The sequence below is a fragment of the Streptomyces sp. NPDC091209 genome (assembly GCF_044757755.1).
In the GTDB taxonomy this organism is placed as follows: domain Bacteria; phylum Actinomycetota; class Actinomycetes; order Streptomycetales; family Streptomycetaceae; genus Streptomyces.
On sequence record NZ_JBIVVR010000008.1, the window covers coordinates 431,048 to 446,575 of the forward strand.

Annotated in this window: 10 protein-coding genes; 4 read left to right on the forward strand and 6 right to left on the reverse strand. The window is 69.8% G+C overall.

The window, feature by feature from the left end:
• The first annotated feature begins 35 nt into the window (after window positions 1-35).
• Window positions 36-1,679 carry a GMC oxidoreductase gene (locus ACIQRL_RS25265; protein ID WP_401335346.1) on the forward strand — a complete coding sequence of 548 codons (1,644 nt, stop codon included), beginning with the start codon at window positions 36-38 and terminating at the stop codon, window positions 1,677-1,679.
• Window positions 1,680-1,748: 69 nt separating this feature from the next.
• On the opposite strand, the gene ACIQRL_RS25270 is transcribed toward ACIQRL_RS25265, so the two are convergent.
• Window positions 1,749-2,228 (reverse strand): carboxymuconolactone decarboxylase family protein, encoded by a 480-nt coding sequence (locus tag ACIQRL_RS25270; protein WP_401335538.1) that lies wholly within the window; start codon window positions 2,226-2,228, stop codon window positions 1,749-1,751.
• A gap of 9 nt (window positions 2,229-2,237) precedes the next feature.
• Window positions 2,238-3,311 carry a dihydrodipicolinate reductase gene (locus ACIQRL_RS25275; RefSeq protein ID WP_401335349.1) on the reverse strand — a complete coding sequence of 358 codons (1,074 nt, stop codon included), beginning with the start codon at window positions 3,309-3,311 and terminating at the stop codon, window positions 2,238-2,240.
• 81 nt (window positions 3,312-3,392) lie between these two features.
• Here ACIQRL_RS25275 and ACIQRL_RS25280 point away from each other — a divergent pair, with 81 nt between their 5' ends.
• Window positions 3,393-4,013: an L-threonylcarbamoyladenylate synthase gene (locus ACIQRL_RS25280; protein ID WP_401335352.1), complete on the forward strand. Its 621-nt coding sequence runs from the start codon at window positions 3,393-3,395 to the stop codon at window positions 4,011-4,013.
• A gap of 85 nt (window positions 4,014-4,098) precedes the next feature.
• On the opposite strand, the gene ACIQRL_RS25285 is transcribed toward ACIQRL_RS25280, so the two are convergent.
• A complete protein-coding gene (locus tag ACIQRL_RS25285) occupies window positions 4,099-6,492 on the reverse strand; it encodes a M4 family metallopeptidase (RefSeq protein ID WP_401335355.1) in 2,394 nt (797 codons plus the stop codon).
• Window positions 6,493-7,006: 514 nt separating this feature from the next.
• Complete coding sequence (locus tag ACIQRL_RS25290) at window positions 7,007-7,858, reverse strand: SMP-30/gluconolactonase/LRE family protein (protein WP_401335357.1); 852 nt, start codon at window positions 7,856-7,858, stop codon at window positions 7,007-7,009.
• A gap of 225 nt (window positions 7,859-8,083) precedes the next feature.
• Here ACIQRL_RS25290 and ACIQRL_RS25295 point away from each other — a divergent pair, with 225 nt between their 5' ends.
• The gene (locus tag ACIQRL_RS25295; protein WP_401335360.1) at window positions 8,084-10,366 is read left to right on the forward strand and encodes an MMPL family transporter; all 2,283 of its coding nucleotides are present in this window, start codon (window positions 8,084-8,086) and stop codon (window positions 10,364-10,366) included.
• Between the two features lie 149 nt (window positions 10,367-10,515).
• On the opposite strand, the gene ACIQRL_RS25300 is transcribed toward ACIQRL_RS25295, so the two are convergent.
• Window positions 10,516-10,752, reverse strand: coding sequence for a DUF6296 family protein (locus ACIQRL_RS25300; protein WP_401335363.1), 237 nt, complete (start codon window positions 10,750-10,752; stop codon window positions 10,516-10,518).
• A 189-nt stretch (window positions 10,753-10,941) separates the two neighbouring features.
• Between ACIQRL_RS25300 and ACIQRL_RS25305 the strand changes: the two genes are divergently transcribed.
• Window positions 10,942-13,674, forward strand: a complete 2,733-nt coding sequence (locus tag ACIQRL_RS25305; protein WP_401335365.1) for a SpoIIE family protein phosphatase — start codon at window positions 10,942-10,944, stop codon at window positions 13,672-13,674.
• Window positions 13,675-13,878: 204 nt separating this feature from the next.
• On the opposite strand, the gene ACIQRL_RS25310 is transcribed toward ACIQRL_RS25305, so the two are convergent.
• On the reverse strand, window positions 13,879-15,480 hold the full coding sequence (locus ACIQRL_RS25310) for an MFS transporter (protein WP_401335368.1): 1,602 nt from the start codon (window positions 15,478-15,480) through the stop codon (window positions 13,879-13,881).
• Window positions 15,481-15,528 lie beyond the last annotated feature (48 nt).

Consider the following 15,528-nt stretch of genomic DNA (forward strand, 5'->3'; position numbering starts at 1 on the left):
ACCTGTTCCCACTCATCGAGAGTGAGGAGTGTCGCATGGGCGACATCAACCAGCACAACGAGGATTCCAGGGGTGTCTCGCGCCGACGATTCATTGCTGGAACAGGTTCTATTCTTGGAGCAGTGTCCCTCGCCGGCCGCGCCGTCGCGGCCCCGGCCCGGATCGCCACGGCGGCCTCGTCGATCCCTTCCGGAGCACACGTCCCCGTCCTGGTGATCGGCACCGGATACGGTGGCTCCGTCGCCGCACTGCGCCTCGCCCAGGCGGGTGTCGACGTGCAGATGGTCGAGATGGGCATGGCCTGGGACACCCCGGGCTCGGACGGCAAGATCTTCGCCAACACGACCAGCCCGGACCAGCGTTCGTACTGGCTGCGGACCAAGACCAAACAGCCTCTCAGCAACTTCCTCGGCTTCCCCATCGACAAGGACATCCCCCGCTACACCGGGATCCTGGACGCCGAGGAGATGGGCCAGATCATCGTGTACCAGGGCCGCGGAGTCGGCGGCGGATCGCTGGTCAACGGGGGCATGGCGGTCACCCCCAAGCGGGAGAACTTCGGCGCGATCCTCCCGTCGGTGAACGCCGACGAGATGTACGCGACCTACTACCCGCGCGCCAACGCGGGGCTCGGCACCGGTCTCATCGACCCGGCGTGGTTCGACACCACCGACTGCTACCAGTACGCGCGGGTCGGCCGTAAGCAGGCCCAGCGTTCCGGGTTCCCCTTCGTCTTCGTGCCCGACGTGTACGACTGGGACTACATGAAGCAGGAGGCCGCGGGCACGGCCACCAAGTCCGCGCTCGCCGGGGAGATCCTCTACGGCAACAACTACGGCAAGAAGTCGCTCCAGAAGACCTATCTCGCCCAGGCCACGGCCACCGGCCGGGTCACCATCTCACCGCTGCACAAGGTCACTTCGGTCTCCCCCGCGGCCGGTGGCGGCTACACCGTCCTGATCGACCAGATCGACACCAACGGCGACGCCACGGCCTCCAAGACGGTGACCGCGGACCGGGTGTTCTTCGCGGCCGGAAGCGTCGGGACCAGCAAGCTCCTGGTCAAGCTCAAGGCGACCGGCGCGCTGCCCGGCCTCAACGGCGAGATCGGCCAGGGCTGGGGCGACAACGGCAACGTCATGTGCGGCCGGGCGAACCAGATCTGGGATCCGACGGGCTCGCTCCAGGCCAGCATCCCCTGCGGCGGCATCGACAACTGGACGGCGGGCGGCGCCTTCGCAGAGGTGGCACCGCTGCCCACCGGCATCGAGACCTGGGCCTCGTTCTATCTGTCCATCACCAAGAACCCGAACCGCGCCCAGTTCACCTGGAACGCCTCCACCGGCTCCGTCGACCTCAACTGGCAGACCGCCTGGAAGCAGCCCGCCATCGACATGGCCAAGTCGATCTTCGACAAGATCAACGCGAAGGAGGGGACGATCTACCGCACCGATCTCTTCGGTGTGTACAAGATCTGGGGCGACCACCTCACCTACCACCCGCTCGGCGGCGCCGTGCTCAACAAGGCGACCGACAACTACGGCCGTCTGAAGGGCTATTCGGGCCTGTACGTCATCGACGGCGCGCTGATTCCCGGCAACACCAGCGTCAACCCGTTCGTCACCATCACGGCCCTCGCCGAACGGAACATCGAGAACATCATCGCCGTCGACCTCTAGCGAGTCCGGGTCGCCCGTGCGGCCCGGATCCGCTCAGTGGGGCGGCTTCGCCGTGCGCCCCGGCTCTGCTCAATGGGTCGGCAGCACGCACACGGTGTCCAGGCCCAGCACATGGTTGAGCCGGCCGAAGGCCAGCCACGAGCCGATACTCATGGTCAGCTCCACGATCTCCCGCTGGCTGTAGAGCGCGGTCATCCGGGACCAGAACTCCTCGTCCAGACCGTGGTGGTCCAGGGCGTACCGCTCGGCGTACTCGGCGGCCAGTCGTGTCCGGCCGTCGAAGACGTCGGTGGTACGCCACCCGGTCACCGCGTCGGCGAACTCCTCCTCGACCTTTTGGCCCTCCCGTTCCGTACGCCAGTCGAGGCAGAACAGGCACCCGTTGATCTGCGCGATGCGCAGGCGGGCGGCCTCGAACTCGCGCAGGCCCAGTGTCGTGTGCTCGTACACCGAAAGGGAGAAGTTCGCGGCGGCCATGCCGATGCCGGGCACCATCTCGCCCCACACGTATCCGATCGGTTCCTGTCCCTCGGGAATGTCGATGTGCAGGGTCATGGGTCACTTCCTTCCGAGTCGGCCGACTGCCGGGCGCAGCGGGACGTCGAGTGCGTCGTAGAGCCCCGGTTCCGCGTCCACCAGCCAGTCGATGGCGCCGACCAGGCGGCCGACCGCGGTGGCGTTCCCGCCCGCGGAGCGGTTCTCGCCCTCGTCGGTGGCCGCGACGGTGACCTCGATGCGCGGGCGGCCCTCGATGATCACGCGGTGGGCGCCGTCCCCGTCGGGCGGCGTCGGCCAGTCCGGGGCGCAGGACGCGTGGATACGGGTGATGTGCTCGATGACGATCCGGGGTTCTCCCCCGACGATCCCCCTCACCTCGAAGCGCACGGCGCCCTGGGTTCCGGCCGCGAACTCGCCCATCGTGCGGGTGCTCACCGTGTCCGTGAGCGGGCGCCGTTCCATCGTCTCGCGGATGTCGTCGAGTTCGACGCCGAGAGCGCGTGCCATGAGCCGTATCTGGCCGCCCCACACCATGGTGGGGATCGACGGGGCGAGCATCAGGGGCTCGTACTCCATCGGCTGCCCCATGCCGATCAAGTACCTTACGGATTCCTCCTGTTCGTACGTGGAGTAGTCGAAGATCTCCTGACAGCGGATGGCGTCGATCGTGGTGCCGAGACCGCTGACGATCAGCGGCAGGACGTCATTTCCCCAGCCGGGATCGACTCCGGAGACGAACAGGGAGCCACCACCGTCCGCGATGGCGGCGAGCACGGGGTCCCGGAACTCCGGCGGGGCGCTGCGCTGGTCGTAGAGCGGGTAGAGGGCGGGCGTGACGACCACCGCACCGGCCCGGACCGCCCTGCCGATGTCGGCGAGGGCCTCGTCGGGGCGGATGTCGCCGGTGGCCGCGTAGACCACGGCTCCGGGGCCCGCGGCCAGGACGGCGTCGATGCCGTCGCTCGCGGCGACGCCGAGGCCGTGGTCGAGGCCGGCGAGCTCGCCCGCGTCGCGGCCGATCTTGCCGGGGTCGTGGACGAGCACGGCCGCGAGTTCGAGCTTCGGGTGGGCGTCGACGGCGCGGATGGCCGCGCGGCCGACATTGCCGGTACCCCAGACCACCGTGGAAATCATGCGGCGGAGGGTAGCGAGACGGCGTCGAGGTTCCTATAGCCGTGACCGGGTAAAAGCCGGATCACCCCCTAAGCTCGAAACATGGCCAAGTACTTCGACGTCCACCCGGAGAACCCGCAGCGGCGCATCATCACCCAGGTGGTGGAGATCGTCCGCAGCGGCGGGCTGATCGTCTACCCGACGGACTCCTGCTTCGCGCTGGGCTGTGCGCTCGGCAACCGGGACGGGATCGACCGCATCCGTTCGATCCGCCAGCTCGACGAGCGGCACCACTTCACGCTGATGTGCGAGGACTTCGCGCAGCTCGGGCACTTCGTACGGATCGACAACGCGGTCTTCCGCACGGTGAAGGCGGCGACTCCGGGCAGCTACACCTTCATCCTGCCGGCGACGAAGGAGGCTCCGCGACGGCTGCTGCACCCGAAGAAGAAGACCGTCGGGGTGCGGATCCCGGACCATGTCGTCGCCCAGGCGATCCTGGCCGAACTCGGCGAGCCGCTCCTGTCGAGCACCCTGCTCCTGCCGGAGGAGGACAAGCCGCTGACCCAGGGCTGGGAGATCAAGGACCGGCTCGATCACGTGGTGGACGCCGTCATCGACTCCGGCGACTGCGGCACCGAGCCGACGACCGTCATCGACTTCTCCGGCGCCGAGCCCGAGTTCGTGCGGCTCGGCGCGGGTGACCCCTCCCGGTTCGAGTAGGTCCGGAAAAGGCGCCAGCGGCGTGGGTCGTCCTCGCGGAGGACCCACGCCGCTGCCGTTGTGGGGGGATGTGGGGTACTGCCGGTCAGCTGGTCGTCAGGGCGGTGTCATCCACGACGAAGCTGGTCTGGAGCGAGGAGTCCTCGACGCCGCTGAACTTGAGCGCGACGGTCGTGCCGGCGAAGGAGGACAGGTCGAACGTCTTCTGCGTGTAGCCGGTGGCCTTGTTGAGGTTGGAGTAGGTCGCCAGCGTGGTCGATCCTGCCGTGACCGTCAGCTTGTCGTACGCGGAGCTGGTGGTCGTCTCGGCGGTGTCGATGTGCAGGTAGAACGTCAGTGTGGCCTTGCAGCCGCTGGGAACGGCCACCGACTGGGACAGCGTGTCGGTGTGGGTGGAGCCGTAGCCGTTCAGCCACGCCTTGTAGGAGCCGCCGTGGGCCGCCTCGCCGGTGTCCGTCGTGATGACCCCGCTGGACGCGGTCCAGGTCGTGTTGCCCGACTCGAAGCCGGGGTTGCCCAGCAGCTGCGCCGAGGTGCAGGTGCCACCACCGCCCGAGGTACTGACCGTCCAGGTGAAGGACGCGGTGCCCGTCGCGCCGGTGCTGTCCGTCACGGTGACGGTCGTGCTGTACGTCCCCGCGGTGGTCGGCGTGCCGGTGATGGCGCCCGTCGAGCTGTTGATCGACAGACCGGTCGGCAGTCCGGACGCGGCGTAGGTCAGGGAGCCGCTGTTGGTGCTGCTGGCCGAGACCTGCAGGCTCACCGCGGTGCCGACGGTGGAGGACTGGCTGCCCGGGTTGGTGACGGTCACACCGCTCGTCGGCGGGGTGACGTGGCTGCCGACGGCGATGCCGGCGAAGGCGTTCGCCACGCCCGCGTACTGCGCGGAGCTGGAGCCGTACAGCGCCGTCGCGGCGTTCAGGGCGGCGGTACGGGCACTCGCGTAGTTGGTGCTCGACGTCATGTACGTCGTGAGCGCCTTGTACCAGATCTGCAGGGCCGCGGCCCGGCCGATACCGGCGACGGCCACACCGTCCGAGGTCGAGCTGTTGTAGGTGACGCCGTTGATGACCTTGCTGCCGCTGCCCTCGGAGAGCAGGTAGAACATGTGGTTCGCGGGGCCCGAGGAGTAGTGGACGTCCAGGTTGCCGACGCCGGAGTACCAGCTGTCGGCGGAGCTGCCGTCCTTGCTCGGCTTGTCCATGTAACGCAGCGGCGAGCCGTCGCCGTTGATGTCGATCTTCTCGCCGATGAGGTAGTCGCCCACGTCGGTCGAGTTGTTGGCGTAGAACTCCACGCCGGTGCCGAAGATGTCGGAGGTCGCCTCGTTCAGACCGCCGGACTCACCGGTGTAGTTCAGGCCGGCGGTGTTGGAGGTGACACCGTGGCTCATCTCGTGGCCCGCGACGTCCAGCGAGGTCAGCGCGTGGGTGCTGCTGGTGCCGTCGCCGTAGGTCATGCAGAAGCAGCTGTCGTCCCAGAAGGCGTTGACGTACGCCGAGCTGTAGTGGACGCGCGAGTAGGCGGCGACACCGTCGTTCTTGATGCCGCTGCGGCCGAAGGTGTTCTTGTAGAAGTCCCAGGTCATCTGGGCGCCGTAGGCGGCGTCCGCGCCGGCGGTCTGGGTGTTGGAGCCGGCGCCGGTTCCCCAGACGTCGTCGGAGTCGGTCATCAGGGTGCCGGTGCCGGAGGTGCCGTTGTTCAGCGAGTACGTCTTGTGACCACCGCGCGTGGTGTCGTAGAGCTGGTACGTCGAGCCGGACAGCGTGGTGTTCAGCGTGACCGATCCGCTGTACTGGGTGTTGCCGGTGCCGGTCTCGATGCCCTCGTACCGGGACAGTTCCTTGCCGGTGGTGGCGTCCGTGATGACGTGCAGCTTGCTGGGCGTGCCGTCGTCCTGGAAGCCGCTGACCACGGTCTCCCAGGCGAGCCTGGGGGTTCCGGTGCCGGCCCAGATGACCTTGCGGGCGCTGTCGGCGGCGGGCTTCTCCGCCTTGAGCGACTTGGCCACACCGAGCGCCTTGGCCGCGGCGGCGGCCTTGGTGAACGTCGCGGTGGTGGCGGCGACCTTGATGGTGTGCTTGTTGTTGAAGGTCGTGCTGACCGTGCCGGTGGCCTGCGAGGCGGGCGGGGTGTGGACGACGATGTCGCCGCCGAGGACCGGGAGGCCGGCGTAGGTGCGCTCGTAACGGGTGTGCACGGTGCCGTCGTTGTCCTGGACGACGTCCTTGACGACCAGCTTCTCCTTCGGGCCGAGGCCGAGGGTGCCGGCGGTCGCCGCGGTCTGCTTCGATGCCTTCATCAGCAGCGCCGCGTGCTGGGCCGGGCTGAGCTTGGCCTCAAGTCCCCCGGTGCGCAGGGGGGTTGTGTGGGGGGCGGGCTTGGCGACTGCCGGGACCGTCTGTATACCGACGGCCAGGAACGCGGCGGTGGCCACCAGGGCTCCGGCCGCGGTCGCCTGACGGGGGAAACGTCTCACTCGTACTCCTACTGCTTCGGCCGCGGTCGGCGGCCGGCGACAGACCGGGCAGACGGGATGTGCTGTCCGGGAAGAGCTGAGCAGGGGCGTGCGGGTACGCGACCGAGGGCAGGACGTGGGGCAACCTGCCCTACAGGTGGAGGAAGGATCGCACCGTTGACCTAGGCATGACATGCACTCGTTGGCAATCGAGGGTTATCCCTACGCCCGCGCGCCGAAACCCCTGCCGCACGCCGTGCCCGGACATCAAGGCCGCCGATCGACGCGCGGTCACCGTCGAATCCGCCTTCCCCGGAGCGGACTTGCTCCCCGAATCACCCAACTCGCGGCCCCGGTCGATGACTTCACCGAGCCGTCCGCCGTAAGCGCTGTGCCGCACGATCACCCCGAAGCGCCGACACCACCACGTCCCGGACGCGCGACTCCCCGAGATGCCCGACGCGGCCTCCCTGATGCACGGCTCGCCGAACTCCCCGCCGTGGCAACTCTGTTGGGCCGGTGCCGGGCCGCCACGTCAGGGCCGGCCCGCTCCCGGAACCTCGACCCGCACGGCGAGCACCCGACCGGAGCCGGGGGTCACCATCTCGGACTCCGTCATGCCGCGCCAGGTGGCGGCCACGATGAACAGCGTCCGCCTGTCGTGGCCGCCCAGCACACAGGCGAAGCCGCCGCGGTCGAGGTCGACCCGGTCCAGGACGGCTCCGCCCTCGGCCACGCGCACACAGCGGCGGCCCGGTACGTCGGCGTACCAGACGGCGTTGTGCGCGTCGACGCAGATGCCGTCCGGGGTGCCCTCTCCCAGGTCGGCCCAGACGCGGCGGCCCGACAGGCCGCCGTCCGCGCCGATGCCGAACGCGACCAGACTGTGCCGGTAGGAGTCGGCGACGATCAGCGTGGAGCCGTCGGGCGTCACGGCCATCCCGTTGGGGAACGCGATGTCGTCGGCCACCTGACGCACCGAGCCGTCCGGGGTGACCAGCGAGACCGAGCCCGGTTTGGCCGCCTCGCCCGTCATCGGGTCGAAGTCGGCACGGTTGACATAGGTGTTCCCGCGGCCGTCGACCACGATGTCGTTCCAGCCGGGCCGCCCCAGGTCCGCGTACGTGACCAGGGAGCCGTCGGATTCCCGCCGGAGCAGCAGGCCGTCCCGAGAGGAGACGATCAGCAGGCGGCCGTCGGGGTGCCAGTCGGTGCACAGCGGCAGCGACGCCACCCGTGCGACCACCTCGGCGCGACCGGCCGCCGGATCGAGGGCGACGACCTCGCCCGCGGTCCAGTCGGAGAAGTACAGCCGGTCCCCGTGCCAGCGCGGCGACTCGACCAGCCCGTGCCCGTCGAGCAGCGTCCGTACCTCGTACATCCTCATCACAGCCTTCGTTCCGTACCGGCTCGGAACCGGTGTCCCACTGACAGAACGAACGGACACCGGCCGGATCGACAGTTCCCGGACCGTCCGACGCCGAACCGGCCGGGGGCTGTCCCCCACCCGGCCGGGAACGGGTGGCTCTCCACGGATCTCGCCGGGCCGCGACGATCGTCACATCGTCTAATGACGGAGTCGGAGGTGTCGTCTTCCCAGCAGGAGCAGCGCATGTCGGCGACGCAAGCCACTTCGGGGAGCGGGCGGGGCAAGCCCGGGAGACTGCAGCGGCTGGGTGAGTGGTGCGCCCGCCATTTCGTGATCGTCATCGTGGCCTGGCTCATCGCGCTCGCCGTGCTGCAGACCCTGAACCGCTCGTTCGGCGGAGAGTACTCGGACAATTTCACGCTCCCCGGAGTGCAGTCCACCGAGGGCCTCGACGTTCTCAAGGAGCACGACCCGGCGGCAGGCGGCTACAGCAGCCAGGTCGTCCTGCGCGACACACAGAAGCCCCTGACGTCGCTGAGTTCCCAGATGAGCCAGACCGTCGGCGACCTGCAGAAGCTGCCGCACGTCCTGTCCGCGCAGAATCCGCTGCCGCCGCCGGGCTCGCAGCCGCCGTCCGGGCAGTCGCAGCAGCCGAACGTCGGACCGCTGTCCGACGACGGGAAGACCGGCTACATCACCGTCCGCTTCGATGTGCAGCCCTCGACCCTCGGTGACGACTACCTCCACGGTGTGGACAGCGCGGTGAAGCCGCTGCGTTCGGCCGGCGTCGACGTCGAGTACGGCGGCCCGCTGGGCGAACTGGCCAGGCCCGCCGCGAACGACCGGATCAGCGAGGCCATCGGCTTCGCGGTGGCGATCGTCGTGCTGCTCGTCGGGTTCGGCAGTGTCATCGCGGCGGGTCTGCCGCTGGTGACCGCCCTGATCAGCGTGGTCGGCGGCCTGGCCTGCCTGGGGCTGCTGGCCGCCGCGTTCACCTTCGCCACGGTGTCACCGACTCTCGCCACGATGATCGGACTCGGCGTCGGCATCGACTACGCCCTGTTCCTGATCACCCGTCACCGGCAGAACCTCTTCGACGGCGTCGATCCGGTACGGGCGGCGGGCCGGGCCACCACCACGAGCGGGCGCGCCGTCCTCGTCTCCGGCTGCACCGTGATCATCGCCCTGGCCGGGCTGTCCGTCTCCGGCGTCTCCTTCATCAGCAAACTCGGCCTCGCCGCGGCCGTGACCGTCGTCTCGGCGGTCCTCGGCGCGCTGACCCTCGTACCCGCACTGCTCGGGCTCGTCGGCAAGAACATCGACCGCTTTCACGTACGCAAGCCGGTCGCGGAGACGGACGCCGAGCCCGGGACGCCCGCGCACGGCACCTGGCACCGCTACGCCCTGCGTGTACAGCGGCATCCCTGGCGGTTCCTGTCCGGCGGCCTCTTCACGGTGCTGGTGCTGGCCATCCCGCTGTTCACCATCCAGCTCGGGCACATCGGCGACGGCGCGGATCCCACCTCGTTCACGGACCGGCGGGCGTTCGACATCATGTCGGACGCCTTCGGGCCCGGCTCCAACGGTCCGCTGACCGTGGTCATCGACCAGACCGGCGTTCCGTCCGACCAGCGGTCCGCGCTGGCGTCGCAGGCGCAGAAGACACTCAACGGTGTGTCGGGCGCCGCCGCGGTCACACCCCTGACGGCCACCAAGGACGGGGACGTGCTGGTGGGCACCGTCTTCTCCAAGGTGTCCCCGCAGAACCGGTACACCACCGACCTGACGAACCGTCTGGTCGACACCACGCTGCCGCAGGCGGTGTCCGGCACGAAGGCCAAGGGCTACGTCACCGGGACCACGGCCGCCCAGGTCGACTTCCGCAACATCGTCGCGAGCCGGCTGCCTCTCATCATCCTCGTGGTGGTCGCGCTCGCCTTCATCATCATCCTGATCGTCTTCCGCGGACTGCTCGTCGCGTTGAAGGCCGCGGTCCTGAACGTGCTGTCCATCGCCGCCTCGTACGGTGTCGTCGTCGCCGTCTTCCAGTGGGGCTGGGGCGGACCGGCGCTCGGGGTCTCGGGCAAGGTACCCATCGAGAGCTATGTGCCGATGATGATGTTCGCGATCATCTTCGGGCTCAGCATGGACTACGAGATCTTCCTGCTGTCGCGGGTCCACGAGTTCTGGCTGCGCACCGGGGACGCCAAGGGGAGTGTCGCGCACGCCCTGGAGATCACCGCCCGGGTGATCACCTGCGCCGCCCTGATCATGGTGAGCGTCTTCGCCGCGTTCATCCTGAGCGACAACATCGTCGTCAAGATGCTCGGCCTCGGACTCTCGGTCAGCGTCCTGATCGACGCGACGGTCGTACGGCTCCTGCTCGTGCCGGCCGTGATGACGCTGCTCGGCGCTCACGCCTGGTGGATCCCGCGCTGGCTGGACCGGATCCTCCCGCACCTCGACCCGGAGGGCGAACAGGCTCCGGCCGTCCCGGGCCCCGCGGGTCCTTCGGCCGCCGGGTGACACCGACGGACACCGGCTGACACCCTGTTCCGCCGCGCCGATCCCGACGGCCGGACGCCCGCCTCGCCGGGTTCGACGGCGGGACGCCCGCTTCGCCGGGCTCGACGCCGCGCGGGGTCGGCGGAACCCCGGTCCCGCCGTGCGACCCGTCAGGTGATCGGTTCGGCGGCCGGAATGATCGGCGACTGATAGGCGCCGCTGGCCAGCATGCGGACCTCGCCCGCCGGGCTGATCTCGGCGCGGAGAATGCCGGTGGGATCGCTGTACACCGGATTCCCGCCCGGCCCGCTGGTACTGGTCCGTTCGACGACCACCTCGTCCGTCACCATGCGGGCATCGGGTCCGGGGTGGGTGAAGGTCAGCCGGTAGCGGTCCACGGTCGTCATCTGGGCCTCCCGCGCCGAAGCGCCATATCCGGGTGAAAAGATACGTCTCCATCATGCGGCCGGACTCCCGTGCGAGCATGGTCGCCCGCGCCCGACCGGCCCGCCGACCGGCCTCGCGAACCGGACGGCGACAGCTCACTGTGCGTGACGCCTCTCGCCACCAGGCGCCCGGCAGTGTAGACATAGCACATGGTCGGACTATTGGGTCGAACCCGGGCTCAGTCGACCCGCCGCCCCGGCACAGCGCACCAGCAACGTGGGTCACACGAAGGCAAGCACAGGCACGGCCCGTCCAACGGGCTGCGTTCCGCTCTCAGCCTGCGCAGCGTCGCCGGACAGGTGTTCGTCCTGCAAGTGGTGATCGTGCTGCTCCTGGTCGTCGCCGCGGTGGTCGCACTGGTACTGCAGGTGCGCCACGACAGCACCCAGGAGGCCCGCAACCGCTCGCTCGCCGTCGCGGAGACCTTCGCCAACGCGCCGGGCACGCGGGCGGCGCTCAAGGCGCCGCACCCCACGGCCCTGCTGCAGCCCAGCGCCGAAGCCGCCCGCAAAGCCTCGGACGTGGACTTCATCGTCGTACTGAACACCGACGCGATCCGCTACACCCACCCCAAGCCCGACCGGATCGGAAAGAAGTTCGTCGGGACCACGGCACCGGTGCTGGCCGGGCACTCCATCACCGAGCAGATCACCGGGACGCTCGGACCGCTCGTGCAGGCCACTGTCCCCATCAAGGCACCCGACGGCAAGGTCGTCGGCATGGTGTCGGCCGGGATCACCACGGCGAACGTGGGCGGCGCCGCCAACCGCCAGCTGCCGCTCCTGCTGGGCGCCGCCGCCGTCGCGCTCGCCCTCGCGACCACGAGCACCGCGCTGGTGAGCCGGCGCCTGCTGCGCCAGACGCACGGCCTAGGCCCGTACGAGATGACCCGGATGTACGAACACCACGACGCCGTGCTGCACTCCGTCCGGGAGGGAGTGATCATCGTCGGCGCGGAGGGTCAGCTGCTTCTGGCCAACGACGAGGCGAACCGCCTGCTCGGCCTCCCCGCGGACGCCGAGGGACAGCACGTCCAAAAGCTCGGCCTGGACACGGCCACCGCCGATCTGCTGGCCTCGGGACGCGTCGCCACCGACGAGGTGCATCTCGTCGGGGACCAGCTCCTGGCCATCAACCAGCGGCCCACGGACCTGCAGGGCGGCCCGGCCGGCAGCGTCGCCACGCTCCGTGACTCGACCGAACTGCGCGCGCTCTCCGGCCGGGCCGAGATCGCCCGCGAACGGCTGAAACTCCTCTACGACGCCGGAGTGGGGATCGGCACGAGCCTGGATGTCACGCGGACCGCCGAGGAGTTGGCCGAGGTCGCCGTCCCGCGGTTCGCGGACTTCGTCACCGTGGACCTGGCGGACGCGGTCCTTCGCGGGCAGGAGCCCGACGCGGGCGCCGGCCTGCGCCGCACCGCCTCCGGCGGCATCCGCAAGGACGCCCCGCTCTATCCGGTCGGCGAGCACATCGGATTCGTGCCCTCCACGCCCCAGGCCCACAGCCTGCGCACCGGCGAGGCCGTCGTCGAACCGGATCTCGGCGGCGCCCCGGGCTGGCTGGCCCAGGACCTCCAGCGCACCGCGCAGGTCGTCGACTACGGAATCCACTCCTTGATCACCGTTCCGCTGCGGGTCGGACCCCTGGTCATGGGGGTGGTGAACTTCTGGCGCTCCGAGAGGCCCGAGCCCTTCGACGTGGAGGACCTGGCCCTCGCCGAGGAGCTGGTCGCCCGCGCGGCGGTCTCCATCGACAACGCGCGCCGCTACACCCGCGAGCACACGATGGCCGTGACCCTGCAGCGCAGTCTGCTGCCGCGCACGCTGCCCGATCAGAGCGCCCTCGACCTCGCCTACCGGTATCTGCCCGCGCAGGCGGGTGTCGGCGGCGACTGGTTCGACGTCCTGCCGCTGCCCGGCGCCCGGGTCGCCGTCGTCGTGGGCGATGTCGTCGGCCACGGGCTGCTGGCCGCCGCGACGATGGGGCGGCTGCGTACGGCGGTCCACAACTTCTCCGCGCTCGATCTGCCGCCCGACGAACTGCTCGGGCTCCTGGACGAGCTGGTCGGCCGTATCGACCAGGACGAGATGACGGAGGACAGCAGGGCCGCGGTCACGGGCGCCACCTGCGTGTACGCCGTCTACGACCCGACGACGCGGCGCTGCACCGTGGCCCGCGCCGGGCACCCGCCGCCGGCGGTGATCCGTCCGGACGGCAGCGTCGAGTTCCCCGATGTTCCGGCCGGTCCGCCGCTCGGCCTGGGCGGTCTGCCGTTCGAGACGGCCGAGCTGGAGCTGGCGGAGGGCAGCCGGCTGGTGCTCTACACGGACGGCCTCGTCGAGGACCGGGAACGGGACATCGACGTCGGACTCGAACTGCTGCGCACGGCGCTGGCCGGAGCCGACCGCTCGCCGGAGGACACCTGCCGGGCCGTGCTGGACGCCCTTCTGCCGGCCCGGCCGAGCGATGACATCGCTCTGATCGTGGCCCGGACCCACGCCCTGGGTGCCGACCGGATCGCCTCCTGGAAGGTGCCGTCCGAACCGTCCGCCGTCGGCGAGGTGCGTGCCTCGGTCAGCCGGCAACTGGCCCGGTGGGGGCTCGACGAGCTGACGTTCACCACGGAGCTGATCCTCAGTGAGCTGGTGACCAACGCGATCCGCTACGGCAACGGGCCCATCGGCGTGCGCATGGTGCTGGACCGTACGCTGATCTGCGAGGTCTTCGACGGCAGCAGCACCTCACCGCATCTGCGGTACGCGGCGACGACGGACGAGGGCGGGCGGGGCCTGTTCCTGGTCGCCCAGCTCACCGACCGCTGGGGCACCCGCTACACGCCCGAGGGCAAGGTCATCTGGGCGGAACAGCCACTGCCCTGAGCCGGGCTTCCCGCAGGCGGGAGCCAGGAGTCAGAAGAGAGCGGGCCGAATGGGGCGGGGATGCCGGGTGCGGCCGGAGACGGGCGGCGGCCCGAGACGGGCGGCGGCCGGAATGCCGGGGCGGCGCGACGACCGGAGACACCCGGGACCGGACGGTCCCTCACGGACCGCCGGCTTGCCGGAGGCCGGAAACCGGACGGTCCCTCACGGGCTGCCGCCGGATCCTCTGTCGGTGCCGCGCGCCGTCACGCCCGCCGCGTCGGCGCTTCCGTCCGCCGGAGTGAGGGAAGCGGCGCCTCCCTGGAGCCGCTCCAGGTCGGAGGGGCGCACCTGGATGACGAACAGGGCGACCAGCGCGGCGAAGACGGCGAAAACGGCGGCCGCGACGAACGCCCCCGAGACGCCGGACGTCAGCACCTGTTGGCTCCAGGGCGCCGGCAGCTGTCCCGTTCTTCGGAACTGCAGCCGTTGCGCCGGGGTAGCGGTCGACAGGAAGTTCGCGACCTGACTCGTCGCCTCGTTCCTGCTCGCCGTGCCGAAGACGGTGACCAGAACCGAGAGGCCGAGGGAACCACCGACCTGCTGGGTGGCGTTGAGGATGCCGGAGGCGGCGCCCGTCTCCTTGGGCTGGACTCCGGACACGGCCATCAGCGTCAGCGACACGAACTGCAGGCCCATGCCGAAGCCGAAGACCAGGGTGGGTCCGAGGATGCTGCCGAGATACGTGCTGTCGACGTCGGTCAGCGTCAGCCAGCCGAGGCCCAGGGCGCAGAGGACCGCGCCCACGGCCATGAAAGGTTTCGGCCCCCACCGGGGCAGCAGGTTCGAGGCCACTCCCGCGCCGATCGCGATGATCGCGCTGATCGGCAGGAAGGCGAAACCGGCCTTGAGAGGGCTGAAGCCGAGGATGTTCTGCACGAAGAGGGTCAGGAAGAAGAACATCCCGAAGATCGCGGCGGAGAGGCTCAGCATCATCGCGTAGACACCCGACCGATTGCGGTCGCGGAACATCCACAGCGGCGTGATGGGCTGTCTCGACCGCCTCTCGGTGGCGATGAACGCGATGAGGAACACCACGGCCGCCCCGAAGGCCGCGAGGGTGACGGGGTTGCTCCAGCCCTTCTCCGAGGCCCGGATGAAGCCGTAGACGAGCAGCACCATGCCCAGCGTGGAGGTGAGGGCGCCCAGGAAGTCGAAGTGGCCCGGGTGGCGCTCGGACTCCTTGATGTAGCGGGGGGTGGCGAGCACGATCAGCAGGCCGATGGGGATGTTCACGAAGAACACCCAGCGCCAGTCGAGCCACTCGACGAGGATCCCGCCCGCGAGCAGCCCGATCGCGCTGCCGCCCGCGGAGACGGCCGCGAACACGCCGAACGCCCTGTTGCGCTCCGGCCCTTCACGGAAGGTGGTGGTGATCAGCGCCAGCGCGGTGGGCGAGGCGATGGCCCCGCCGACGCCCTGCAGCGAGCGAGCGGCGAGCAACTGCCAGGATTCCTGGGAGAGTCCGCCGAGCAGCGACGCGAAGGCGAAGAGCAGCACGCCGAACATGAAGACCCGGCGTCTGCCGAGGATGTCTCCGGAGCGTCCGCCGAGCAGCAGCAGACCACCGAAGGTCAGCGTGTAGGCGTTGATCACCCAGGAGAGGTTCTCGGTCGAGAAGCCGAGCGCGGTCTGGATGTGCGGCAGGGCGATGTTCACGATGGTGATGTCCAGGACCACCATCAGCTGACACGAGGCGATGACGAGGAGCGCTATACCGCTGCCCCGTCCCCGCTGCGGGGAGTCGGCAGACTCGGAGGATGTCACGTGATCGGCCGTCATGGGGGATGGCCCTGCATCTCGGGTCGGCGGTGA